At 43.5% G+C, this 24,684-nt stretch carries 23 protein-coding genes; 10 read left to right on the forward strand and 13 right to left on the reverse strand.

The window, feature by feature from the left end; all coding sequences use genetic code 11:
• Nucleotides 1-97: 97 nt before the first annotated feature.
• The 6 genes from RNZ41_RS05650 to tolQ form a co-directional block, all read right to left on the reverse strand.
• Entirely contained in the window at nt 98-610 is a 513-nt protein-coding gene (locus tag RNZ41_RS05650; RefSeq protein WP_314026778.1) for a DUF4870 family protein, read from the reverse strand.
• 74 nt (nt 611-684) lie between these two features.
• The gene (locus RNZ41_RS05655) at nt 685-1,692 is read right to left on the reverse strand and encodes a PD40 domain-containing protein (RefSeq protein ID WP_007116704.1); all 1,008 of its coding nucleotides are present in this window, start codon (nt 1,690-1,692) and stop codon (nt 685-687) included.
• A 61-nt stretch (nt 1,693-1,753) separates the two neighbouring features.
• Nucleotides 1,754-3,064, reverse strand: coding sequence for a TolB periplasmic receptor (locus RNZ41_RS05660; protein ID WP_313421188.1), 1,311 nt, complete (start codon nt 3,062-3,064; stop codon nt 1,754-1,756).
• Between the two features lie 126 nt (nt 3,065-3,190).
• Complete coding sequence (gene tolA, locus RNZ41_RS05665) at nt 3,191-4,156, reverse strand: cell envelope integrity protein TolA (protein ID WP_314026779.1); 966 nt, start codon at nt 4,154-4,156, stop codon at nt 3,191-3,193.
• Between the two features lie 132 nt (nt 4,157-4,288).
• Nucleotides 4,289-4,756, reverse strand: coding sequence for a protein TolR (gene tolR / locus RNZ41_RS05670; protein WP_314026780.1), 468 nt, complete (start codon nt 4,754-4,756; stop codon nt 4,289-4,291).
• 63 nt (nt 4,757-4,819) lie between these two features.
• Entirely contained in the window at nt 4,820-5,548 is a 729-nt protein-coding gene (gene tolQ / locus RNZ41_RS05675) for a protein TolQ (protein ID WP_314026781.1), read from the reverse strand.
• 557 nt (nt 5,549-6,105) lie between these two features.
• Between tolQ and RNZ41_RS05680 the strand changes: the two genes are divergently transcribed.
• From RNZ41_RS05680 to RNZ41_RS05690, 3 genes are all read left to right on the forward strand, one after another.
• Nucleotides 6,106-6,684, forward strand: a complete 579-nt coding sequence (locus tag RNZ41_RS05680) for a TerD family protein (protein WP_007116710.1) — start codon at nt 6,106-6,108, stop codon at nt 6,682-6,684.
• A gap of 67 nt (nt 6,685-6,751) precedes the next feature.
• Entirely contained in the window at nt 6,752-7,354 is a 603-nt protein-coding gene (locus RNZ41_RS05685; protein WP_007116711.1) for a TerD family protein, read from the forward strand.
• Nucleotides 7,355-7,450: 96 nt separating this feature from the next.
• On the forward strand, nt 7,451-8,656 hold the full coding sequence (locus RNZ41_RS05690; protein WP_314026782.1) for a S1 family peptidase: 1,206 nt from the start codon (nt 7,451-7,453) through the stop codon (nt 8,654-8,656).
• A gap of 153 nt (nt 8,657-8,809) precedes the next feature.
• Here the strand turns inward: RNZ41_RS05690 and RNZ41_RS05695 are convergent, their stop codons facing one another.
• The 3 genes from RNZ41_RS05695 to RNZ41_RS05705 all read right to left on the reverse strand — a co-directional run bounded on the left by RNZ41_RS05695 (nt 8,810) and on the right by RNZ41_RS05705 (nt 11,467).
• Nucleotides 8,810-9,562 (reverse strand): hypothetical protein, encoded by a 753-nt coding sequence (locus RNZ41_RS05695; protein ID WP_314026784.1) that lies wholly within the window; start codon nt 9,560-9,562, stop codon nt 8,810-8,812.
• Nucleotides 9,563-9,698: 136 nt separating this feature from the next.
• Entirely contained in the window at nt 9,699-10,112 is a 414-nt protein-coding gene (locus tag RNZ41_RS05700) for a hypothetical protein (RefSeq protein ID WP_314026785.1), read from the reverse strand.
• Between the two features lie 233 nt (nt 10,113-10,345).
• A complete protein-coding gene (locus RNZ41_RS05705) occupies nt 10,346-11,467 on the reverse strand; it encodes a DUF805 domain-containing protein (protein WP_314026786.1) in 1,122 nt (373 codons plus the stop codon).
• Between the two features lie 241 nt (nt 11,468-11,708).
• Between RNZ41_RS05705 and RNZ41_RS05710 the strand changes: the two genes are divergently transcribed.
• On the forward strand, nt 11,709-12,662 hold the full coding sequence (locus RNZ41_RS05710) for a LysR family transcriptional regulator (RefSeq protein WP_314026788.1): 954 nt from the start codon (nt 11,709-11,711) through the stop codon (nt 12,660-12,662).
• Between the two features lie 46 nt (nt 12,663-12,708).
• On the opposite strand, the gene lipB is transcribed toward RNZ41_RS05710, so the two are convergent.
• Both lipB and RNZ41_RS05720 read right to left on the reverse strand, forming a co-directional pair.
• Complete coding sequence (gene lipB / locus RNZ41_RS05715) at nt 12,709-13,389, reverse strand: lipoyl(octanoyl) transferase LipB (protein WP_314026789.1); 681 nt, start codon at nt 13,387-13,389, stop codon at nt 12,709-12,711.
• Between the two features lie 44 nt (nt 13,390-13,433).
• Nucleotides 13,434-14,777: a calcium-binding protein gene (locus RNZ41_RS05720; protein ID WP_314026790.1), complete on the reverse strand. Its 1,344-nt coding sequence runs from the start codon at nt 14,775-14,777 to the stop codon at nt 13,434-13,436.
• Between the two features lie 329 nt (nt 14,778-15,106).
• Here RNZ41_RS05720 and RNZ41_RS05725 point away from each other — a divergent pair, with 329 nt between their 5' ends.
• From RNZ41_RS05725 to accC, 6 genes are all read left to right on the forward strand, one after another.
• Nucleotides 15,107-16,621 carry a protein adenylyltransferase SelO gene (locus RNZ41_RS05725; protein WP_314026791.1) on the forward strand — a complete coding sequence of 505 codons (1,515 nt, stop codon included), beginning with the start codon at nt 15,107-15,109 and terminating at the stop codon, nt 16,619-16,621.
• A gap of 117 nt (nt 16,622-16,738) precedes the next feature.
• Nucleotides 16,739-19,069, forward strand: a complete 2,331-nt coding sequence (locus RNZ41_RS05730; protein WP_314026792.1) for an NADP-dependent malic enzyme — start codon at nt 16,739-16,741, stop codon at nt 19,067-19,069.
• Between the two features lie 84 nt (nt 19,070-19,153).
• Nucleotides 19,154-20,335, forward strand: coding sequence for a tRNA nucleotidyltransferase/poly(A) polymerase-related protein (locus RNZ41_RS05735; RefSeq protein ID WP_314026793.1), 1,182 nt, complete (start codon nt 19,154-19,156; stop codon nt 20,333-20,335).
• Between the two features lie 10 nt (nt 20,336-20,345).
• Complete coding sequence (gene aroQ, locus RNZ41_RS05740; RefSeq protein ID WP_096488860.1) at nt 20,346-20,837, forward strand: type II 3-dehydroquinate dehydratase; 492 nt, start codon at nt 20,346-20,348, stop codon at nt 20,835-20,837.
• A gap of 168 nt (nt 20,838-21,005) precedes the next feature.
• Entirely contained in the window at nt 21,006-21,425 is a 420-nt protein-coding gene (gene accB / locus RNZ41_RS05745) for an acetyl-CoA carboxylase biotin carboxyl carrier protein (protein WP_007116723.1), read from the forward strand.
• A gap of 56 nt (nt 21,426-21,481) precedes the next feature.
• Entirely contained in the window at nt 21,482-22,849 is a 1,368-nt protein-coding gene (gene accC / locus RNZ41_RS05750; RefSeq protein ID WP_096488859.1) for an acetyl-CoA carboxylase biotin carboxylase subunit, read from the forward strand.
• Nucleotides 22,850-22,901: 52 nt separating this feature from the next.
• Here accC and ruvA read toward each other — a convergent pair whose 3' ends face one another.
• Both ruvA and fba read right to left on the reverse strand, forming a co-directional pair.
• The gene (ruvA, locus tag RNZ41_RS05755; protein WP_007116725.1) at nt 22,902-23,522 is read right to left on the reverse strand and encodes a Holliday junction branch migration protein RuvA; all 621 of its coding nucleotides are present in this window, start codon (nt 23,520-23,522) and stop codon (nt 22,902-22,904) included.
• A 108-nt stretch (nt 23,523-23,630) separates the two neighbouring features.
• Nucleotides 23,631-24,668: a class II fructose-bisphosphate aldolase gene (fba, locus tag RNZ41_RS05760; RefSeq protein ID WP_007116726.1), complete on the reverse strand. Its 1,038-nt coding sequence runs from the start codon at nt 24,666-24,668 to the stop codon at nt 23,631-23,633.
• Nucleotides 24,669-24,684: the final 16 nt, after the last annotated feature.

The raw sequence follows: 24,684 nt of genomic DNA on the forward strand, positions 1-24,684 counted from the left end.
AATTTTCTTTACCTTAACTGCTATATTAACTGTTATTCAACTGTTAACACGGGGTTTAAATTGCAGGAGTTAGCTTTTAACGTCCTATAATCAAAGGCTAAGGCACAGCTCGACCATTAGACAACGCAATCCAACCGCGAATAATGCGGTACAGATGCCATAAAAGGGTGGCGACGATTATCAAGCCGCCTAAAGCACCGACAATAAAACTACCACCCATCGTATGATTGCTATCAACGGCGGCGCCAAAAAATAGCCCGCCAGTCGCAAAAATCACCATGACAAAACCAATCACCCAAAAAAATATGCTGTACCAAAACGTTTTGATTTGCCAATCAAAGTGACTATAAAGCCACGTGTTTCTAGCGTCATCTCGCTTTAAGTAATTCATCACAATCGGAATAATCCAAGTCAGACCCGCAGTAAAATAACTAAACAGCGCCAACGCATAAGTAATGTGGTTATAACTGATTTGGCTTTGGGTCACCGGTAAGTTTTGACTAAGCTGCGTGTATTGCGGTAACGCTGATGGATAACCATTCGCCCCACTACCAAATTGTGGATTGGCTGGGTCAGGTGTGTGAGCATCTGTTGGTTTTTCTAGGTTCATTATAATTTTCCATTAATGATTATTACTTTTTTTATCGGGTCATACACTAGAATTTCAATTGATTGTTATGGACTTTAGGGTGTTACCCAAATCGGCTCTCGAATGGTAAATGGTTGGTGGTTGCTATCGGCAAACTCGATTGTCCAGCTAGCAGGCGACTGCTGCAATCTCAATGACTCAAAAGTCGGTACTGGGATGATTTTTATGCGGTTTTTTGCCGAATACAACAAATAGTTGCCATCGGGCGAAAAGTTGGCAGGTTCAGCCAATCCTTCATTATTGATAGCGATGCTTTTTTTAGTTGCCATATCTGCAAGCCTGCCTTGGCTATTATCGCTGACATAAGTGATCAAACGCCCCGTAGGACTAATCCGAGCTATGGCATTGGTTTTACCAGGCAAGTTTAAAGGCAAAAATTGTTGTTTTGCAAAATAGTATTGATAAAGTTGCGGTTGTAAAAATTTGGCTTTATCCGACGTAAATATAAAGGATTGACCATCTGGCAACCACACAGGGGCTAAATCAATTGCTGGTTGATGCGTCAGTTGTTGTTTTACATTGCCGCTGCTATCGGTCAAAAAAATCTCTGGATTGCCCATTTGGCTATTTGCTAGTAACAATTGGCGCCCATCAGGGGAGATTGCGCCACTAAAATTATGGGTGCGTCTGCCAGAAACTGCAGAAATCTCAGTGACTTGCAAAGTCGCTCTATCAAGGATAACGACTTGAGGATAACTGTTGCCTGCTTGAACCGTAAAAATCAGGCGGTCGCCTAAGCGACTGGCGGATAAGCTCATTATCGTCCCATTGACCTTATACAAAGTCTTTGGGTCGCTGCCATCGATTTGGGTTTCAATCAGCTGCGCTTGGCGATTTTCCCCAAATCCGGTTAAATAAATAAAAATCAACTTACCTGACAGCTGGCGAGCATCCATGTGCGGCAAATTGGTGGGTACAGCCTCTATGACTTTGGGCAGTGAGGTCGAACCTTGCAGGGTGTTGTTGCTAGATAAGGTTGTTGATGGCGAGCGCATGGTCTGACAGCCTGTCATCGCCAAGCTAATTGCCATGACAATTGCCATAACAGCGGCGCACCATAAACGGGGTAAGAGATAAACATGCTTCATGTTATTTGTAGCTTGGTTAAGGTAAAACATTATTGGCGTCTGGATTGAGCCAAAGTGGTCCATAAATCAAGCCATTGGGTACGCCATTTTGGGATGGGCTAATACTGATGGATTTGCCATTCGATACAATGGTAATGACATTTTTATTGGAATAAATATAGTGTTGTCCATTGGGTGAGACACCTGGGGCTTCACTTAACCCAACGTTATTTACAGCGGTTACCGAGCGCGAACCCAGATCCATCACCGCGCCTTGATTGGCGCCCGACAAATAGGACATTTTTTTACCATCATTGCTGATGCGCCCCATACTGCTCAGTCCGCCGCCCGTCAAGCGTTGTTCACTACCGGTTGCCAGATTGTATAGATAAATTTGACCTTTATTACCGCCTTTTTTACCACCGGCTCTATCTGAAGTGTAGACAAATGATTGGCCATCAGGCGCCCAACTAGGATAAATAGCCCCCACAGGGTCATTGGTCAAGCGACGAGAATTGCCACCTTGCGCCAAATAAATCTGCGGTATGCCGTTTTCAAAACTGCTACTAAATATCACACGGCCATCTTTACTCACGGACGCGCCATAATTCATGGCTTTAAAATTCGTCAAATTGCTGACTGCCCCGCTGACAATATTGGCAGACATGACCTGCGGATAGCCTAGCGTGTCGGGCTGAACTTGAAAAGTAAAGGTTTGATTGTCAGCAGAGGTATTTAGGGTTTTAATGGTACCGTTAAACTCATAAATCACTTTTGGGTTAAACCCATCCACGTCAGAAATGACCAAACGTGAGACACGGTTTTTGGGCTTGCCTGTTTCAACCACATACGCAATGCGCCCAGAAAAATCGCCTTTGATGCCTGTCAATATCTCATAGATACGGTCAGCAACCTTATGCCCTGCCATACGCAAACTTTGTGAGTTATTTTTGCTGGTGACGGTTTGCAGACCCTGCATCACCTCGCCTGTCGCCACATTAATCACTTCAAAATTGATTTCAACATTGCCACGGTTGCTGCGCGTATTGCCGACCACCAAATAAGGCACGGCGTTATGCTGCCAGACAGGCAAAGTGACTTCACTACTACTATGAGGTCGCTCTGGCAAATTACTATCCAAAGTAAATTGTCCCAAATTGGTCAAATCATTGGTGACAATCCCTGAGATACTCTCTGCGCCAGCAAATGGTACGATGGCGACTTGCAAGTTAGAGCGTGGTGCCTGCTTGACTAGAGTAAAGTCAACATTATCGGCAGCGTTCGCTAGAGGTGGCATCGCAGTGGTAGCCAAGGCAATGACTGCCGCTTTCAAAAAAGTCTTGTTCATAATTAGCCTGCAACATTTATAATTATTAAAAAAGTGATTTTAAAATAATAGCATTGTTTTGATCGCCAAAAAAGACTGGGCAAGACTAAGCGCTACTACACTATTTAGCTTTACTACTTAGATTTACTATTTAGCTTTAAAATTGCCCGTCATGGTTCTTGCGCCATTTGGCGGGGGCGGCAGTGGACTTGATTGGTTGATTGCTTGTTGTAAGCTTGCTTTAAAAGCGGCATCACTGCTACCGCGAATAGTGATATTACTAATTGTACCGTCCGCAGCAATGCTAAATGACGCCGTTAATGAATTGCCATTACTATTGGTTGGCACATTCCAGTTTGCATCAATCATCGCCATGACTTGGCTGACATAGCCTGCCGAACTCCCACCCGATGCACCACCACGTCTGCTAGAACCTTGACCGCCAGATAATTGCGATTGCGCTGCACCTGTAGATTGACCATCTTTACCCAAATCCAGTGACTTGATACTATTGTCACTTTGCCGCTCGCTATTGGCATTGAGATTTTTATTATAGGCGGCATTGTTCGCGCGTATTTCGTTTTTTACCTCGTCAATATTACTTTCGGCAATTTTATAATCTTGCAGATTTCGCTGCTGGGTTTCATTGCGCTGGTTTAATTCATCAATCACGCTTTGTCTTTCAGCTGCTACTTCCCGGTCTAACTTTTCAGCAAATAGCGCCTGCTCTTTTTCCCATTGCGCCTGCTTGGCGGCTAACGTATTTTTAACCGTTTCAATTTGATTGGTTGATGTCGAATGGGGCGTATTCATTGGCACAGTTGATAGGGTTTGCGAATTTAAAGACGGTGTGTGAGCGTCAGCCATCTCGCCAGCCGTGGCTTGGTTTTGCGCAAGCTCATTTTGTTGGTTGGCTTTGATTTGCTGTTGCATTGCCGACAACTGCTCAGGGGTAATCAACGAGGTTTCCATGGGCGCTGGCGGGGTGTTATGATAAAAGAAAAACAATAACCCAACCACCAACGCATGGGCAATGGCACTGAGAACAATCGCCCATACCGGGTAATCGGGTGTTTTGACGGGTACATAGACTGAGGTCACTTCAGCATACATCGTCTCAGTATTTCCTTATTCTAGCAAAAATGTTCAATCAAAAATTAAAAGGTCATCGTATTAGAAGGCTGCTTGATTAAAAAGCTACTTCATTAAAAAGCTACTTCATTAAAAAGCCACTTGATTAAAAGGCTAGTTGCTGGCTGGTTTTGGCGGTGCCGTTAACAAGCCAACCTTTTGGATGCCCGCTTGTTGCAAGTTTGCCATTAATTCGATAATATCCCCATATTGGTTATTCTGATCGGCATTAATCATCACATTGACATTGGGCTTACCATCGAACTGGTATTGAGGCTGAGATTGCAAATTATTCAAAGTCGCAATTAACGCCTCTTCGCTCATTGGCTCATCGGTTTTGTCCTGGATACTTAAATATAATTGTCCATCAGATTTTAGTGACACAATCACCGGTAACTGCGTGCCTTGCTGTAGTGATTTGGTTTGCGCTTTTGGCAAATCAATATCCACCCCCGTCGTTAGCATGGGCGCAGTCACCATAAATATAACAAGCAACACCAACATAACGTCAATATAAGGCACCACATTCATACCCGCATTGAGTTTTTGTGGACGGTTACGGCTGTAAGGGTTTGCTTTCATAGTGTCAAGTTGTTCAATAAAATTTATCTAACGTTCATTTAGCATTTAGCGTTTAGCATTTATCTAGCGAGCGAGCGGTGGCATCATGGCAGGTGAATTCAGCCCTGTCGGTAAATTGGTAGCCGTATCCACAGTTTGTCGCAACAACATGCCCGTCATCTCATCACAGAATAGGCTACGACTTTGATAAACTTTATCGTTTTTTGCGGTAAAATGGTTGAAAGCCAGTGCCGCTGGAATCGCAGCAAACAAACCTAGCGCAGTGGCAATCAAGGCTTCGGCAATACCAGGCGCAACCGCAGCCAGTGTGGCTTGCGCAGAAGTCGATAAGCCCATAAAAGCCGTCATAATCCCCCAGACCGTACCAAGCAGACCGATATATGGCGAGACCGAGGCAATACTGGCTAGCAACGGCAATCCTTGCTCAAGCTCGAGTTGCTGACGCCCCAAGCCAACGCGAAGTTTGCGCTCGACGCCTTCAATGATTTCACTACGCGCTTGGGTGTTTTTGAGCAGTTTTAAAAACTCACTAAAGCCAATAAAAAAGATTTGCTCAAGTCCACTTCTATCTGGGTTACCTTGAACGCCTTTGTATAGGGTTGGCAATTCAACCCCGGACCAAAAGGTTTGCTCAAAATAATTATCGGCGCGCGTGGCAATTGCCAAGCGACTACTTAAACGAAAAATAGTGACCCAACACAACAAAGAAGCAAATAATAAAATGCCCATGATAATTTTGACGAAAATACTGGCGTGCGTTACCAAACTAACGAGATCAATCGAGCCTTCCATAAAGTTATGCTTCCCCAACCATCCAAATTACTAAATATAAGTCACTAAATATAAATTACTAAATATTTTGATGCCAGCTTATTAACAGCCCGCCAGCCATACCCGATTAAAACCAAAAACCAAAAAACAAAAACTAGTGCAATTATAAGGTCGAGCACTAGAATTTACATAAGCATATTGTAACCAATAACATCTGCTAATCGTATAAAAACTTTTGGTAGATTTTATCAAGCAGCTTGACGGTCAAAGTATTAGAAATTCCCGCAGGTGACAAGGCTGCCATCAGTTGATTTTGGCGCGGGCTTCAGCCTTATAGGTGTCGCTGTGTTCTACTCTTTTCTTACTCATGGTAAACTCTGGTTTAGGATGCAAGTTTAGTAAATATTTTTCTTCCGTTTTTTTTAAGCATACCTCAAAAATTTTAAAATATTTTTTGTATAAAGCGTTAAGCTAAAGAATAGAGCTTTGACTTTATACAGATAATTGTTTAATTTAAGGGAGGAAAACACCCTCAGAAAAATTTTAGCTAATTCAATATTATAATATAGGAGATACAAATGGCTATTTCACTTAATAAAGGCGGTAACTTATCCCTGTCAAAAACAGATCCTACCCTAACACGGTTATTAATTGGTCTAGGTTGGGATGAGCGTGCCACATCAGGGGCAGAGTTTGACTTAGATGCCAGCGTATTTTTGCTTAATAATACAGGCAAAGTACGCGGTGACCATGACTTTATTTTTTATAACCAACTAAAATCTGACAACGGTGCAGTTGAACACACCGGGGACAACCGCTCAGGGGCAGGTGACGGTGATGACGAAGTGATCAAAGTTAACCTGTCACAAGTACCAGCCGATATTGAAAAAATTGCAGTCACTGTGACCATCCACGATGCCCAAGCTCGTAATCAAAACTTTGGTCAAGTATCCAATGCCTTCATTCGTGTGGTCAATGAAGAAACAGGGGCAGAGGTAGTACGGTTTGACTTAGCAGAAGACTATTCCATCGAAACTGCGATGGTATTTGGTGAAGTCTACAAACACAATGGCGAATGGAAATTTCGTGCGGTGGGTCAAGGCTATGCAGGTGGCTTAGCAGCTATGTGCCAACAATATGGCGTAAATATCGGCTAAATCGGATTTTAAGCAGCAATTTACCATTAAAATAACTATAACAAATCATTAAATAAAGGATATAAAGATGGCGGTTAGTCTACAAAAAGGACAAAAAATTTCACTCGATAAAGAAGCAGGCACGGCACTGACTCGTATCAAAATGGGTCTAGGGTGGGATGTTGCATCCACCCCAAAATCCGGTGGCTTTTTGGGCAGTCTATTCGGTGGCGGCGGTAGTAATGATAGTATCGATTTGGATGCATCTTGCATTATGTTTGACGCGAGCAAACAGCCCATCGATGCAATTTGGTTTGGTCAACTGCAGTCAAAGGATGGTAGTATCGTTCATACAGGCGATAACCGCACAGGCGCAGGGGATGGCGATGATGAAGTCATCAATGTCGATTTATCTCGTGTCCCTGCTCATGTACAGTCACTGGTATTTACTGTGAATAGCTTTACGGGTCAAACATTTGAGAAAGTTGCCAATGCGTTTTGTCGTATCGTTAATGCCGGCAATAATAGCGAAGTGGCTCGCTATAACTTATCAGCCCAAGGCAGTCATACCGCGCTGATTTTAGCAAAGATTTATCGCCACAATGGTGAATGGAAAATGCATGCCATTGGTGAAATTGCCAGTGGTCGTACCTTTCATGATTTGATGCCTGCCATTACACCACATGCCTAACGTCTAATTGTAGATAACAATACCCTATTTGACTCTATTTGCAGTCAATAGGGTATTTTTTTATTCGGATAATAAAAAAAATAATAAGGAAACACGATGCCAACTTTGGTACCTGGGGCAAATACGCCTATCCCCCAAACGCCTTGCCAAGTGACAGTAACTAGCCAAAATGCCAGTCGTTTTGGGGTTGAGATGGGCTGCGTTTGGATAGCGATGGATGCGAGTCGCCGAGCAACTACCAGCCCTGCTTATCTGCATGAAAGCAAAGATTGGGCAGCGCTGACAGTCGAAAGTGAGAAAGGCCATGTTTGGACATTAGACTTAGCCAATGTGTTTTCCCAAAATCAAACCCAGCATCTGCAACTGATCGTGTATGCTTACCAAGACGCTAGTGTGATTGCCCCAGCCGTGGAAGTCAATGATCTGGGTATCAAAGTCCTGGGTATCAAAGTCGCTAGCGATATTGACTATGCGTTTCATCCCCCAGAGCGCCATATCAAAGCCAGTATTGTACTGGAGATCTACCAGCGTAATGGGCAATATAAATGCCGAGCACTCGCGGAAACATCTAGTCAAAGTCTAGCCAATTTTGCCGACCGTTTACAAATCAGCCTTGACGCCCGTTACCCTAACAACATGACGACAGGCAACGTTTTGCACGCCATACCAGACAACAGACGTCCTCGCCCTCAGCCAGGTGACACTTGGACTGGGACGGCTTTTGCGATTGACCCCTATCATTTACTCACTTGTGAGCATGTGGTGGACGGGGCAAACCAAATCGCACTGCGTCAACAAGGCTATCCCGATATGGAATGCCAAGTGGTGCTGGCAGATGAAGGTAGTGATACCGCGTTACTTAAAGTCAATCAGCCTTTACCAAGTTATCTGCCCGTGCGAGAACGTGGCTATGATTTGCTGGGCGAGCAGATTACCACGCTTGGTTTTCCGCTAACAGGTCTTGGTAGTCAATTACAAGTCACCCAAGGCAATATCGCAGGGCTACAAGGCATTGGCAATGATATTCGTTTTATGCAGTTTACTGCGCCAATTCAGCCTGGCTCAAGTGGCAGTCCGCTCCTGCTTCCCACAGGCGAAGTGGTCGGTATGGTTACCCACACCATTGCCAATACCCAAAACATGAATTATGCCGTCAAATATCAATTATTATCCGCGCTTTTGACCAGCTGCGGTCTTAATGTAGGCGAGCTTACCCACAATATTAGCCAAACACCCCTATCCACGCCTCAGATTACCAAACAGAGTAAATCTGCTTTGTGGTTAGTTGGCTGTGGTGCGTGACAGCTTTTTATCAGACTGAACTTATCGAAGTCAGCAGAGAAGATATACAATCAAAAAAGTTAACACTTTAGACTCACAACGATTAAAAAATCACTCAATCAAGCGCTAATACTGCAGCAGATGGCTAAATGCGTCTAGATTTTTGGTGGCTATTCACGGGTCGGCAATAAAATGCTGTGTTTGGGCATAAGATTGCGCTTCTGATTTAATTAGCGCCAACCATTCATTGGCAATGACAGGATGCGACTGAAAATATGCCATCATCCAATTGGCTAACGGCTTAGGCACAGGCACAAATTGGGTGGAAGGCAAAATGGATTGGACGCCATTGCCATTGGTGTCATCGCTGTCATACACAAGCTCAACCTGTGGATTTTTTTGAATAATTTCTACCCCAGTAATCTGCCAATTGGTAAACGCATTATCAATCGCATAGGGCAACGATTCTGCTTGAGATAATTTTGATTGTAGATAGATGGGCTCAAATGTTTTGCTAGTATTCACCCAATGCAGACGCAAGGCAATATCAGGTTGTTGGTAAAACACCACCAATTTGCCAGCAAACTTTATTTGCCAAGGATTAACAACTTGGTGGAGATGAATGCCAAGCATTTGCGCAAATTGTTCTCGCGTCAGCAATCGATCAAAGCTTGCTAGCAATTGACCATTTAGCGGATGTTGCAGTTTGAGTAGGTCGGATAAATACTCATAATGGTAAATAAACTTCATAGGCAGGTGCTGTGAGATAACCCCGTCCGTCACTTGACACCGATGCACTTTCCACTGCGGCATGGTATCAGTGATAAGTGCAAGCAAGTCTATGATGGTATTGTTTTTAGTTTTAGTTTGATTATCGAGCGTTGAATCGATAATTGGCGTATTAGCATCCGTTTGAGTGACTAGCAAGCGATTTCCTTTTAACTGGTTGGTTTATCACAATTGCTTCATTATAAAACTTTTTTCATTTATTTGAGCCAAAAAAATCATTACATGGTGAAATGTAATGATTACTCAAAAAAACTGTGGTAGTTAAAAGTTACAGTTAATAATAAGCAGCGTTTAGCAACAAGGCGACCGCTAAAAAGAACCAAATCATAAAGACGGTACTAAGCCATTTACGATGATAGCGCCAAGACTCATCATCGATTTTATTATCGGTTGCCCAATCATCCACTAAATCATCTTTGGCTGATTTTTTTGGTAGCTTTGCAGACTTTTTAACGCTATGTTTAATCCGCAAGTCTTTGGTTAATTGATTGTCCTCATCTTGCATAGTAAAGAAATTAGACGGGCAATCTGCCAAATATGTTTGCTGACTATCGTAGCGCGGTAATAGGGATTTAATAGTTGCCTGACTATAATCACTCTCATCCACGTCACCAAAAACTAATTGAGAAGCCATACTTTGAGATGTTAGGCCCCTCCTTATATTATCATGTGTTTTGTTCATTTTCATGTAAAATACCCCTTTTTGATAGCTAACATTATAGGGATATCGTGCTTTAATTTAAGCATAGGTTTAATTGTGGTTTTGTTATACTTAGCTAACTTGTATTAGCAAATGTGCAGATTTGAAACCGTTTGTAAACCGCTAATAGTTAAACTTGCGTACACTTAATTTATAATTTTTGGCACTCATGATTTATACCAGGATAAAAAATTTTATTTAACCTATTTATTTAAAAAAAATTATCTTCTATCAATAAATATTTGTTGTTCAGAGGCTTTGACAAAGTCTTCATAAGAAACCACCCCTTGACTATTAGGGGCATTCGTTGTTGGATTACCGCCCGTCTGCGCGCGCTCATTTGAACCTTGATTTAGGTTATTGGAATTTGGGGAATTGGAATTTGAGCTATTAGGATTAGCGGGCGTCTGATTAGGCACACTTGGTGTGTTAGCGAGCGTGTCAGATACTTGATTGGTGGTTATAGTGGGATTGACATTCGCTGGCGCGGTGGGTTGTGGGTTTGACGCCACGCCGTTTCCTAATTGCTCACCGGTAATTACCACCGCTTTTGTTCTTAAATTCTCTGGTTGAGTGGTCGAGGCAGCAACCGCTGAAGCAGTTGCAGGCAATGCCTGCGCCGATTGGCTAGGGTTTGTTGCCGTCACAATGACATTGTTTTGAGCGTCTCTATTATTTTTCATCGCTTGATAACTGTGATAACTGTGATAACTCTGATAACTGGGCACGACAACTTGGGTTAACAAACCGATGAGTGACATGACTAACAGCGGAATCAATACCATCAGTACCGTTTTTAATTGGCTAGCAGGTCTAGCAGGTAAGCCATAATAATTGGCGCCTTCACTGCCTTTGACTGCTAGCAAGTAAAGGTAAACTAAGACATTTACCCCGGGCACTAGCATCAATAACGCAAGCCACCCCGTTTTGTTAAGGTCATTGAAGCGCCGTTTGCTAACAGCAAGCTGTAGATAAAACAAAACCGCCACACCAACACTACTTGCACCAAGCAAACTCATCGGCAACTGCTCAATACTGGCATTTACCATGCCTTGAAAGCCACCAATCATCACAAATAGTAAAGCGACCAGCATTAATGCTATCAACGCATTGAAGGTGGAATACGCTAAAAACTGAACACGGCTAACGCGACCATGCCAGTCAAAAAACCGACGATTATTAAAGCCTTCATGCAGCTCGGTTAACGTGACAAAAGACGTACCTGCTTCAGTTTCAATTATTTCATCAGCTTGCATTTCATTAACTTGATGCATATTATCGAAACTGGGTTCAATCGGGGGTAAAGACTGGGCTTTTTTTGGCTTGGGTAGACGGATGGCCATAATGAGCAACTTAATCTAGGGGTTTAAACTTTTTTTAGCGTAAGGTTTTTAGCGTAATATTTTTAACGTAGTATTGCCCAAATTTTATAATATATTGGTTAGAATATCTTGAAATGGGCACATAAATTTGACATTTTTTGTAACATTCATTGAATTTTTTGGCGTGATAGCAAACTTAATAAATCAATAAATAGCTTTTAACCCCGATAACACAACGCTGTAATTATCATTGAGTATTGATATGGATATTTCCCAACTTACCTATTTTGTGGTAGTGGCAAAAGCAGGTAGTTTTAGCCAAGCTGCCAAAACCTTGGCTATATCACAGCCATCGCTAAGCCGCCATGTCCAGCAACTTGAAAGCGAGCTGGGTGTCGAGCTGCTGGATCGCTATCACCGCCCAATGACTTTAACAGCGGCGGGGCATTTTTTTTTGGCACAGATTGAGCCAATATTGTTACAACTTGAGCAAGCCCGTGAGTTGACTCAGCGCTTTGCCCAGCCGCATCGAAGCAATCATCTCACGATTGGATTTGTCGCCTCGGTGCTATATGGTCTGTTGCCTGAAATTATTTCTACAGTCAAACAGCGACACCGAGATTTGGATATCAAGCTGGTCGAAATCAATTCGGAGCAGCAAATGTCAGCGCTAAAGTCGGGAGACATCGATGTGGGATTTGGAAGATTTCGGCACAGTGACAACTTTGTGCAACAGATATTTTTACGTCATGAACGCTTTGTGGTGGCACTGCCAATGGCGCACCCCTTGGCATCACGCCCGGATGATATCGGCATCGCATTTAAAGAGTTGCTAGAAGATACGCTTATTTTGTATCATCGCACGCCCTTGCCAATCCTGCAAAATCCGCTATTGAATGGCGAAACTGATCAACTCATGTATTTGTTTGCCCGCCACCAATTGTCACCTCATTTGACCACCAAAGTGCGCGATATCCAAATCGCTTTGGGCTTGGTGGCGGCAGGTGAAGGAATCACCTTAGTGCCTGATAGTTTAAAAACCGTCCGTACCGAGCAAATTCATTATCATCGTCTACGTCACGAAGATGCGACAACCCCGATTTTTATGAATGTGTTGGCACACCAATCCAATCCGTATATTGATGATTTACTGCAGGCGACTTACCAAGTGTATGAAGCTAAAGGCATTACCTACTCTAATCAATCGTTGAATTAAACACAGTTATATTAAAGGCTCTTATATTTAAGCCTCTAGCAAGGTTTTATTTGCTTAGGCTAAATTGACGTTCTTGGTTGACACGGCTGATAAATTGTTGGGTAAATGCTTGATAATCCACATCCGCAAAATCTGCTAGACGCAACATGGTCATGCCGGCATAGCCACAAGGGTTGATCATTTGAAACGGGGTCAAATCATTTTGTACATTGATGGCGATGCCATGATAACTAAAGCCGTGTTTTATCTTAAATCCCAATGACGCAATTTTACCAAGTTCTAAATCGTCTTGATTATACACATACACCCCTGGCGCATCCGCACGCGCTTTAGCATAAAAATCTGGCGGCAAATAAGGCGTGATGACATCAATGATGATGTTTTCAGCTTTGCTGACCAAATCGCGCACGCCCCACCCCAACGCATTTAAATCAAATAAAAAATACGCCACCAACTGCCCATGACCATGCCAAGTGACTTGACCGCCACGATCGGTGTGGATGATGGGGGTATTATCTCTTTGCAAAATATGTTCAGGTTTGCCCGCTTGACCCAGCGTAAACACATTATCATGATCCACAATCCATAACTCATCAGCGCTAAGCTGCGCCTGCTCGCTGCTGGCAGATTTTTTTTGCTCGATACGCGATAACACGCGCGCTAGCATCGCCGCATGGGTGGATTCATATTGAGCGTTTTGCAAATATTTAATTTCTAATGGTAACATCGCATTTCCTTGCAGTAGCTTTTTGCGTTTGTGTGACAAACCGCTTATTTATCGTTTGTAGCAGTAACATTGACTTTGCCCAGCTGTAAAAGAGATTTTTCTAGCACTGACTGATAATCAGTCATATCACGCTGCGCGACTGAGCCCAAATTTGTTAATTGAATGGTTAATTGGCTGACTGGCATCAGCATCGCAGGGTTGGCGATACCGCTTTTTGCAAAACCGATGGCTAAACTGGCGTTATCGCCCCCCAAATAAAAATCTTTGATGGTAAGTTGATCGTCAGTCGGCGTATGGGTTTTCTCATTGTTATTGGGCGAACTAGTTGCAAAATCCAGCGTTAAGTCCTGCTTTTCTTGAGTGACTAGGCTCAACTCGTCATAGCCTCTATCCGCAAGGTAAAGTGTATCTTTGCCACCGCCCACATTGATGATGGTATCATGACCAAATCCTTTGGTGAAATAATATAAATCATTGCCCGTGCCACCTACCAGCACATCATCACCGGCATTGCCGATGAGCACATCATCATCAGCACCGCCTAGCAGCCTATCTTGACCGCTATTACCCACTAGCACATCGTCCCCCTGACTACCCCATAATAAATCCCCTACGCCCTGCTGTCCAAGTACAGAACCGTCAATATGGTGATTGATAATGACGTCATTAGCTAAGGTGCCAAAATGCTGGTTGGCTTTATTGGCAAGAGATTTGGCTTCATAACTGTTCCAATCCAGTGGCTTGCCAAATGCTTGCTGATAATCTTGCGATATACGCGAAATGGCAAAACGGTTATTCAAGAACACCAAGGTATTGTATTCATCATACGTATAAAGTGGCGCATGAAGCTGCCCACTGGGCAACATGCTCTGGTTGAGCACTGCCAATTGGGTTATTTTGTCGTTGTCACTGATTGCTTGGCGCATGATTTCATCAACTTCATTAAACACATCTTTATCTTGCGGTTTTGCCGCGTTATCGAGCCACAAGGGTTTGACAAACCGTTGATACCCCAATTCTTTTGCCACCAAAAACTCATAATAAGTTGCCTCACCCTCTGCTTTGGCGCGTGCCATTCCATAGGCTTGTGGCGTATCAAATTGATACAAATTGTTTTTATCACGATTGATTTGTTGGTATTGACCGGTTGCGTGCCCTAGCTCATGGGCGATGTTCAAAAAATTTTTGTAACTTTTAGCAATATGAATGGTATTGCCGTAGGCTTTTGCGCCGACACCGAGGGTGGTATCTTGCTCATCAATGCGTAAGTTACCTTGGAAGCGATTAAGTAAATTGACCAAGGTAGCCGATTTTTCGATATCTTGGACATTAAACCCCGATTGAACCAAATAGACATTGTTGGGATTGTTAAGATCTAACGCAGGCATGACCTTCCTTTACGTAAGTGGCTTTTTAGGTAGTTTTTTTAAGTGGCTTTCTTTACCTGTTTTTTTTAAGCGGATCTTCTATCAAGTAACGCTTGATGACAGCAAAAAGTGAGTTTTATAGCGGCATTGACTCATGCACAGTTATTGCACAGATGCTATCGTCAGATAAAGGTATAGTAAGCAATATAAATTTTAAAAAACGTCAGCAAGCTTAATCAAATTTTCAGCCGGCTGTTAACGCGCTATTATAGCGCAATTAATGACTTAAAACGCCCTAAACAGGGGCATTTAACCGCCAGATTAGTAATGCCTATAAAAATGGAAAAATTATGAAAATCGAAAACTCGTATGCCTCGCTCGATCCAAGGCTTTATCATAAACAACCACCCAAACCGCTCACCAACCCGCAAGCAGGGCATTATAATCCGCAAGTCGCCCACCAAATTGGTTGGGCAGATGATGAGTTTTTAACACAGCATTGGGTCGAAATCTTGGGCGGTGACATCGTTCCCGACGGCTTTGAACCATTAGCCATGGCGTATGCTGGACACCAATTTGGGCAATGGGCAGGGCAATTAGGCGATGGTCGTGGTCTATTACTCGCGCAGGTAATCGATAAAGACGGACAATTGATCGATTTGCATCTTAAAGGGGCAGGATTAACCCCCTACTCGCGCATGGGGGATGGTCGTGCGGTGATTCGAAGCGTCGTGCGAGAGTATTTGGCGGGTCATGCGCTTAATTGCTTGGGCATTCGGTCTAGCAACGCGCTGGGCTTTGTGGTTTCAGATACCCCTGTCAACCGTGAGACACGCGAACGCGGCGCTGCACTACTACGTACCGCAGATTGTCACATTCGCTTTGGGCATTTTGAATGGGTAGCAAATTATGCGCCTGACTTACTGCTGTATTTTACCCGTTATGTCATCAAAACCTATTTTGCCGACTGTTTTGACAGTGATACGCCCATTCAAGATTTTTTGAGACAGGTGGTTGATAAGACTGCCAAAACCCTGGCGGATTGGCAGCTGATTGGCTTTGCCCATGGGGTGATGAATACCGACAATTTATCTATCACAGGTGCGACCATCGATTTTGGTCCTTACGGTTTTATGGAGCGCTTTAATCCGATTTGGATCAATAACCATTCTGATTACAACGGGCGTTATGTTTATCAAAACCAGCCATCCATTGGACTTTGGAATTTGTCACGTCTGATTACCTTATTTTTACGCCTTAATGGCGAAAAACTGACCGCCAATCATTCGCCAGAAACCTTGTCGCGCGAGCAATTAACCGACATTTTAGACAGTTTTGGTGAGATTTTTTATCAGTATTATCAGCAAGGTCTCTGCCAAAAATTTGGCTTACCCATCAATGAAGAAAACTGTGACTTTGCTTTGCAGTATTTAGAGATAATGCAGCAAAACAAACTCGACTTTACCAACAGCTTGCGAGCGCTAGTAGCAATCGTTGCTGACGCCAAGCCCAATGATAAATTAAACCTATTACATGAATTTAATTTACTTAATCAGTTGAAAATTTCAATTAGCAGCAGTAACGGTCAACCCAATGCCACCTTAGCGGATTGGATTGCTATCTACCATACCAAATTACAGCAGGATTCTTTACAGTTGGTAATGAGCCACAATCCCGTGTATGTGCTAAGAAACAGCATGGCACAGCAAGCCATTGAATTGGCTGAACAAAATGACATGAGCGAGGTGGATAGACTGTATCAGCTATTGGCTAATCCTTACCAAGTCAGTGCATTAGCCAAGCCGAGTGACACCGAGCCACCGTTGGCAGATGCGCCTGAAATATGCGTCAGCTGCTCATCTTGAGGTGATAGACAAAGTCGTTAGCGTGATTTTTTAGCTAACTAGTTTTATTTTTTGCGGGTACTCAACTAGTCATCAATCTGTCAATAGTGCTAGAATAGCGAACACTACGATTCGAAAATGACTGTCGCAACGAAGGATATTATGGATAAATTATCGCCGACCAACAATGGCTTATCAGACAAAGAATTATTTGAACAAGCCGCCTTGCATTATCATGCCAATCCACGCCCAGGTAAAATTTCTGTTACCCCCATCAAGGCACTTGCCAACCAACGTGATTTGGCACTTGCCTATTCGCCTGGCGTTGCCATACCTTGTCTAGAAATTGAAAAAGACCCCAAAAAAGCCGCGCTTTATACCGCTCGTAGCAACTTAGTCGGGGTGGTGACAAACGGTACCGCTGTTTTAGGATTGGGGAATATCGGTCCCTTGGCGTCAAAACCCGTGATGGAAGGTAAAGGCGTGCTGTTCAAAAAATTTGCCGGCATTGATGTGTTTGACATTGAAGTGGCACAAAACGATCCGGATAAATTCATCGAAGCAATTGCCTCTTTAGAGCCTACCTTCGGCGGTATCAATCTTGAAGATATCAAAGCCCCTGAGTGTTTTTATATCGAAAAAGAATTGCGTAAACGCATGAACATCCCTGTGTTCCATGATGACCAACATGGTACCGCGATTATTGCGTCTGCCGCGTTATTAAACGCGCTAGAAATTACCGGCAAAAAAATCGAAGACATCAAAATTGTGGTATCTGGTGCAGGTGCCGCAGCGATTTCTTGTTTGGATTTGATTTGTGCGTTGGGCGCAAAAAAAGAACACATCTTTGTCGCTGATTCAAAAGGCATCATCACCAGCAACCGAGCAAACCTCGATGAGTCAAAACAGCGTTATGCCCGCGATACTGAAGCCAAAACCCTATCGGATGTGATTGAAGGCGCGGACATGTTCCTAGGCCTATCTGCCGCTGGCATGCTGACCCAAGATATGGTAAAACGCATGGCGCAAGATCCCATTATCTTTGCCCTAGCCAATCCAAACCCAGAAATCCTACCTGAAGATGCCAAAGCGGTGCGTCCCGATGCGATTATCGCCACAGGTCGCTCTGACTATCCAAACCAAGTAAACAACGCACTGTGTTTCCCTTATATCTTCCGTGGGGCGCTTGACGTCGGTGCCACGACCGTCAACGAAGAAATGAAAATTGCCTGCGTGCGAGCCATTGCTGCCATGGCACATGTGGAAGCCACCCCACAAAAAGGTCAAAAAACGGTGGATGAAACCCAACGTTTTGGTCGTGAATACTTAATTCCGGGACCGCTAGAACCAAATTTGATTTTGGAGATTGCACCAGCGGTTGCCAAAGCGGCGATGGATTCTGGCGTTGCCACGCTACCCATCGAAAACATGCGTGCTTATCGCGATAAACTCTCAGAGTTTGTTTATAACTCTGCGTTCTTGATGAAACCTATTTTTACCCGTGCCAAACAAGAACCAAAACGTATCGTTTACTGTGAAGGTGAGGATGAAAACGTATTGCGGGCAGTGCAAGTGGTGGTGGATGAAGGCTTGGCAAAACCTATCTTGGTCGGTCGTCCCACCATTATTGCCAACCAAATCCAACGGTTGGGCTTACGTATGGTGGCAGGTGAAAATTATGAACTAGTCAACATCGAAAGCGACCCACGTTACAAAGACTACTGGCAGTTTTATTATGAGATGAACAAACGCAATGGTGTGACGGTTGAGTTGGCACGTCGTGATGTTCGCCGTAAAACTTCTTTGATTGGCGCGCTAATGGTTGAACGTGGCGATGCTGACGGTATGATTTGTGGTACGTTTGGTTCATACCACTTGCACCTAAACTACGTGCAAAACGTCATCAAAAAACAAGCAGATGCTAAAGATTTTTATGCGTTAAATGCCTTATTGATTCAAGGTCGTAACTTGTTCATTGCTGACACTTATGTGCATGAAGACCCAACTGCTGAACAACTAGCGGAAATGACGGTATTAGCAGCGCAAGAAGTCCGCCGTTTTGGTCTTGAACCGCGTGTGGCATTGTTATCACATTCAAACTTTGGTTCATCTGACTTTGAAAGCGCCAAAAAAATGCGTCAAGTCTATGATTTACTGACCGATATGAATGTTGATTTTGAGTTTGACGGCGAAATGCATGGTGATACCGCGCTTGATGACCGTATCCGCCATGCCTCATTCCCATTTAGCAAGTTGACGGGTTCAGCCAACCTACTCATCATGCCAGACTTAGATGCGGCTAACATCGCATTTAACTTATTAAAAACGGCGACCAATAGTGTGACTGTGGGTCCGTTGTTACTGGGAGCGCAACGACCTGTGCATATCTTGACATCTTCTGCGACAGCACGTCGTATCGTCAATATGACAGCTGTAGCGGTAACGCAAGCGCAAGAATTGGCAAAATAATTTTGTGTTGATTGATAAAACCAGTTTAGTGCTCTAAACTGGTTTTTTTTATGGGTTTAATTTAGTTAAAACATCGGGGTGGTCATGCAAGTTTATTTGGTCGGTGGTGCGGTACGCGATTATGTATTAGCGCGCGAGGTCACTGAACACGATTATGTGGTGGTCGGCGCAACGCCTGAGCAGATGCTAGAACTGGGATTTTCGCAGGTAGGTGCCGATTTTCCGGTTTTTTTACATCCAAGGACCCATGACGAATATGCACTGGCTCGCACGGAACGCAAAAGCGGTAACGGCTATCTTGGTTTTAACGTACACGCTGACGCAGCTGTCACCTTAGAAGAGGATTTAATCAGGCGCGATCTCACCATCAATGCCATGGCCATACAAGTCAATGGGTTGTTTGACAGTGGTTTTAAACAGGGCAAATTTGATGCGCGCGATATCATCGACCCGTATGGTGGCTTAGCAGATATTAAGCAAAAAAAATTACGCCATGTGTCAGCCGCTTTTACAGAAGATCCGGTACGTGTATTGCGCCTTGCCCGTTTTGCCAGTCGTTATGCCCCGCTCGGATTTACGGTCGATGAGTCAACCACGAAACTTACCAGCCAAATGAAAGCCACAGGTGAGCTGAGTCATCTTGTCGCTGAGCGAGTATGGTCAGAGACGTCAAAAGCGTTAACACAGGCTTGGTCGGATATTTATTTTGACACGCTTTATCAGCTCAATGTCCTCGATGTCATTATGCCAAAATTGTATCAAGCATCGAATGATAATCCTAAGCAATGGCAATTGATGTTATCTAGCCTGCGAATTGCGGGAGAGCAACAAGCGGACAACGTCATGAAGTTTGCTTTGGTTGCAACTTGCTTTAAGTCTGATCAGCAACATAACAGCCGAACCACTGAGTATATAGAATTTTGCCAAGGTTTAAAGGTACCAAAAAATGCTGAGCGATTGGGGTTATTTATTCTTGAGCATTTTGATGAATTAAATAATTTCGATCACTTAACTGCAGACCCATTGTTTGAGCTGTTAAGATTGAGTGGTAGCCTTAAAGATACCTCACTTTTAGAGCAAGCCTTGAAAGTCATTCATCTTTATCAACAGGTCAAACAAACCGCGCTATTAACCACCATCAAAACACAATTAACTCAAATTTCTGCCAAAGATGTGGCAAGTGAGCTGACCGGCAAACAGATCGGTGAAGCCATTGACAAGTTAAGGCTGCAAAAACTTGAGGAAATTTTAAATCACCCACGATAAAGGAAGCATCATGACGACAACAACAGCAATAGCAACAAAGACCCAACTAACTCATGTGTTAGTATTAAATGGTCCCAATCTTAATTTGCTTGGCAAGCGAGAACCAGAAATCTACGGATTTCAAACCCTACAACATATTGAAGATGATATAAGACAATTAGCCAGCAAGCATCAAGTCAAACTCACCTGTTTTCAAACAAATCAAGAATCTGCCCTCATTGATAAAATCCATCATCACGGTTTATTGACCACAAATCCTCACGAGCTGATTGACGCGATTATCATCAATCCCGCTGCCTTTACTCACACATCGGTAGCAATTCGCGATGCCCTACTCGCCGTAAATAAACCTTTTATAGAAGTTCATCTTTCCAATATTCACACCCGTGAGCCATTTCGACAGCATTCTTATTTTAGTGACAAAGCTGAAGCCGTCATCTGTGGTATGGGCGCTTTTGGCTATACTGCAGCGTTTAATTATCTGGTTCAAAAATATCAGTAGCAATACAATTTAGCCTAAAATCAATAGCAACATGGCAGCAAATTTTAAGTGTACAAACGTACACAAATATACCCTGCTATATCTATTTATTTTAGAAAAATCTTGTTACAATACGGCAATCTATGAATTAGTAGTCTATAAAGCGTATAATTTTAAGGTAGTTAGGATATGGATATAAGTAAAATCAAACAACTTATTGACTTAATGGAAGAGCGAACGTTAGCAGAATTAACCGTACAAGATGGCGATAAAAAGGTCTCTATTTCCCGCCATTTACCCCAAGCGAATGTTCAACCCGTCACAGCAACTACAACCACCACGACAACCGCTAATGCTGCCCCTGTAAAATCTGGCATGGTAGAAACATCACCGATGGTTGGGGTGTATTATGTTGCACCGAGTCCTAATGACGCTCCATTTATCAAGGTCGGTCAACAAGTACAAGCAGGCGATAGTTTAGGCATTATTGAAGCCATGAAAATCATGAACCCGCTTGAAGCCACCCAGAGCGGTATCATTGCAGAAATCTTGGTACAAAACGGCGATGTGGTGCAATTTGGTCAACCGATTGTCCGTTACGAGTCTTAATTTTTAACTTTTTTGTATATTTGAAGTTTGATTATCGATAAAAATTAGGGATAGCAATGATAAAAAAATTACTGATCGCCAATCGTGGTGAAATTGCGCTTCGCATTGTTCGCGCTTGTAAGCAGCTTGGCATCCAAACGGTGGGCGTCTACTCAACTGCAGATGACAACTTAATGCACCTTCGATTCGTTGATGAATCCATCTGTATTGGCAAGCCCAATGCCAGTCAAAGCTATCTCAATATCGATACTATCTTAACAGCCGCAGAAATCTCTGGCGCTGATGCCATTCACCCAGGTTATGGATTTTTATCTGAAAATGCCGAATTTGCCGAACGCGTGGAAGAGGCAGGGCTAACCTTTGTAGGTCCTGCGCCTGAGCACATTCGCTTAATGGGTAACAAAATATCCGCTATCAACGCCATGAAAAAAGCCGGTGTGCCTACCGTCCCTGGCTCAGTGGGTAGCGTCACTCTGGCTAACGCTGAAGAACAAGCTAAAGCCATTGGTTTTCCCCTGTTAATCAAAGCGGCAGCTGGTGGTGGTGGTCGTGGTATGCGCGTGGTTGAACGTCTTGAGCAGTTATTGTCTCAAGTGCAAGCCGCCAAACAAGAAGCCGAATTGTGGTTTGGGGATGATAGCGTCTATATGGAGCGCTTTTTAAAAAATCCACGCCACGTCGAAGTGCAAGTTTTAGGTGACGGCGAAGGCAATGCCATTCATTTATTTGATCGCGATTGCTCGCTACAACGTCGTCACCAAAAAGTGCTTGAAGAAGCCCCTGCCCCAGAGATTCCTGAGGATATCAAAGAACCCATTTTGCAAGCTTGCGTCCGTGCTTGTGAGCAAATTAACTATCGCGGTGCAGGGACGTTTGAATTTTTATATGAAGATGAGCAATTTTTCTTTATTGAGATGAATACCCGCGTACAGGTTGAACATCCTGTCACCGAGATGATTACCGGCATTGATGTGGTGGTTGAACAACTCAAAATCGCATCTGGCTATGGGTTATCGTATCGTCAAAACGAAATAGAAATTCGCGGTCATGCCATCGAGTGCCGTATCAATGCCGAAGACCCTGTGACTTTCATGCCCTCACCCGGTACGGTGACCCACTTTTTTATGCCAAATGGTAGCGGTGTACGTTTTGACTCGCACCTTTATCCCAACTATGCCATTCCTACCTTTTATGACTCATTGATTGGCAAATTAATCTGTCATGGGCAAACCCGCGAGCAAGCGATTGCCAAGCTTCGCCATGCCCTTGATGAGCTGATTATTACAGGCATCAAAACCAATATGCCATTGCATCGCGATGTGATTTTGCAAGACAAGGCATTTTGTAAACAAGCGCAAAACATTCATTATCTAGAAAAAAACTTATTATCTCAGCCAGATGCGTCAAAAACCGAAAAAGAATAAAGTTAATGGTGAAAAAAAGAGGGTCATTTGCGCCTCTTTTTTTTATGCAATTTTAATTCATCGCCAAATTCTTAAGAGACGCTTTAAGCAGATTTTGGATGGTTAACGGTGAATCAATGGCAGATTTTGCCAGTTTTATCGCAGCTTGGGCTTCTTTATCGCGATAACCTAATGCAATCAACCCCGCTTCGACTTCAGCAATAATAATGCCTTCATTGCCACTATCGGTCTCTAATGGCAATGAAGGGGCAAAACCTGACGTATCACCTAAGTGTTTGATTTTGTCTTTTAATTCAACAATCAATCGCTGTGCGGTTTTTTTGCCAACCCCTGGAATACGCGTCAATGCCAGCTCATCATTGTTCATCACAAACTGGTGCAACTCTTGCACCGTTACGGTTGACATCATCGCCAAGGCCATCTTTGCCCCGACCCCATTGACTTTAAGCAACAGCCTAAACACTTCCCGATCGCTATGGCTTAAAAACCCAAATAACAACTGAGCATCCTCGCGTACCAAAAAATGCGTCCACAAGGTGACGGACTGATTTAATTGTACTTGGCAAAATGCATTGAGCGGCATCTCAATTTCATAGCCAACGCCCGCTGTGGTCATCACCACTACCGTAGGTGCCATTAGATGATGCACTTGCCCTTGAATTAATCCTATCATTGATGACTCACTACAAATAATTTAATCCAATAAAAAAGTGGGCAACCTCAGTCAACCCACTTGAATGTCATGCTTTTTAGTCATTTGCTAAAACTTTAGTTCTAGTATTTAGTTATAGAAACTAACCATTTTTTCTAGGCTAATTGGGCGAATTTTATCCGCATTACCCGCCGTACCAAATGCGGTATAGCGATCGATACAAACTGCTTTCATCGCATCGATAGTCTTGGCAAAATATTTGCGTGGGTCAAACTCTGCTGGGTTTTCAGCGAGGAATTTGCGAATCGCACCGGTTGATGCCAGACGTAAATCGGTGTCGATATTAACTTTACGTACACCATGTTTGATGGCTTCTACAATTTGCTCAACTGGCACACCATAAGTCTCACCGATATTGCCGCCATTTTCATTAATCACTTTAAGCCATTCTTGTGGCACACTTGAAGAGCCGTGCATCACAAGGTGAGTATTAGGAATACGCGCATGAATTTCTTTGATACGTGCAATCGATAAGATATCATCGGTAGGTGGTCGGGTAAATTTATACGCCCCGTGGCTAGTGCCGACTGCAATCGCTAGTGCGTCGACATGGGTATCGTTAACAAATTGCTCAGCTTCATCAGCACTGGTTAACAGCTGTGAATGGTCAAGTTTACCTTCTGCCCCTACGCCATCTTCTTCGCCAGCCATACCTGTTTCAAGGCTACCCAAAACGCCAATTTCACCTTCTACTGATACACCACAAGCATGAGAGAGTTTTACCACTTCACGCGTCACTGCCACATTATAATCATAGTCTGCAGGGGTTTTACCATCACTCTTTAACGAGCCATCCATCATCACCGATGAAAAACCCAATTGGATTGAACGCTGGCAAACCTCTGGACTGGTACCATGGTCTTGGTGCATAACCACTGGAATATGTGGCCACTCTTCAATGGCAGACAAAATAAGATGGCGTAAAAATGGGGCACCTGCGTATTTGCGTGCGCCTGCCGATGCTTGCACAATCACAGGTGAGTTGGTTTCATCGGCTGCCATCATAATGGCACGCATTTGCTCTAAGTTATTGACGTTAAATGCAGGAACACCATAGTTGTTTTCTGCTGCATGGTCTAAAAGCTGACGCAAAGAAATCAAAGCCATATTACTTTCTCTTAGT

It is taken from the genome of Moraxella sp. DOX410 (assembly GCF_032248735.1).
In the GTDB taxonomy this organism is placed as follows: domain Bacteria; phylum Pseudomonadota; class Gammaproteobacteria; order Pseudomonadales; family Moraxellaceae; genus Faucicola; species Faucicola tetraodonis.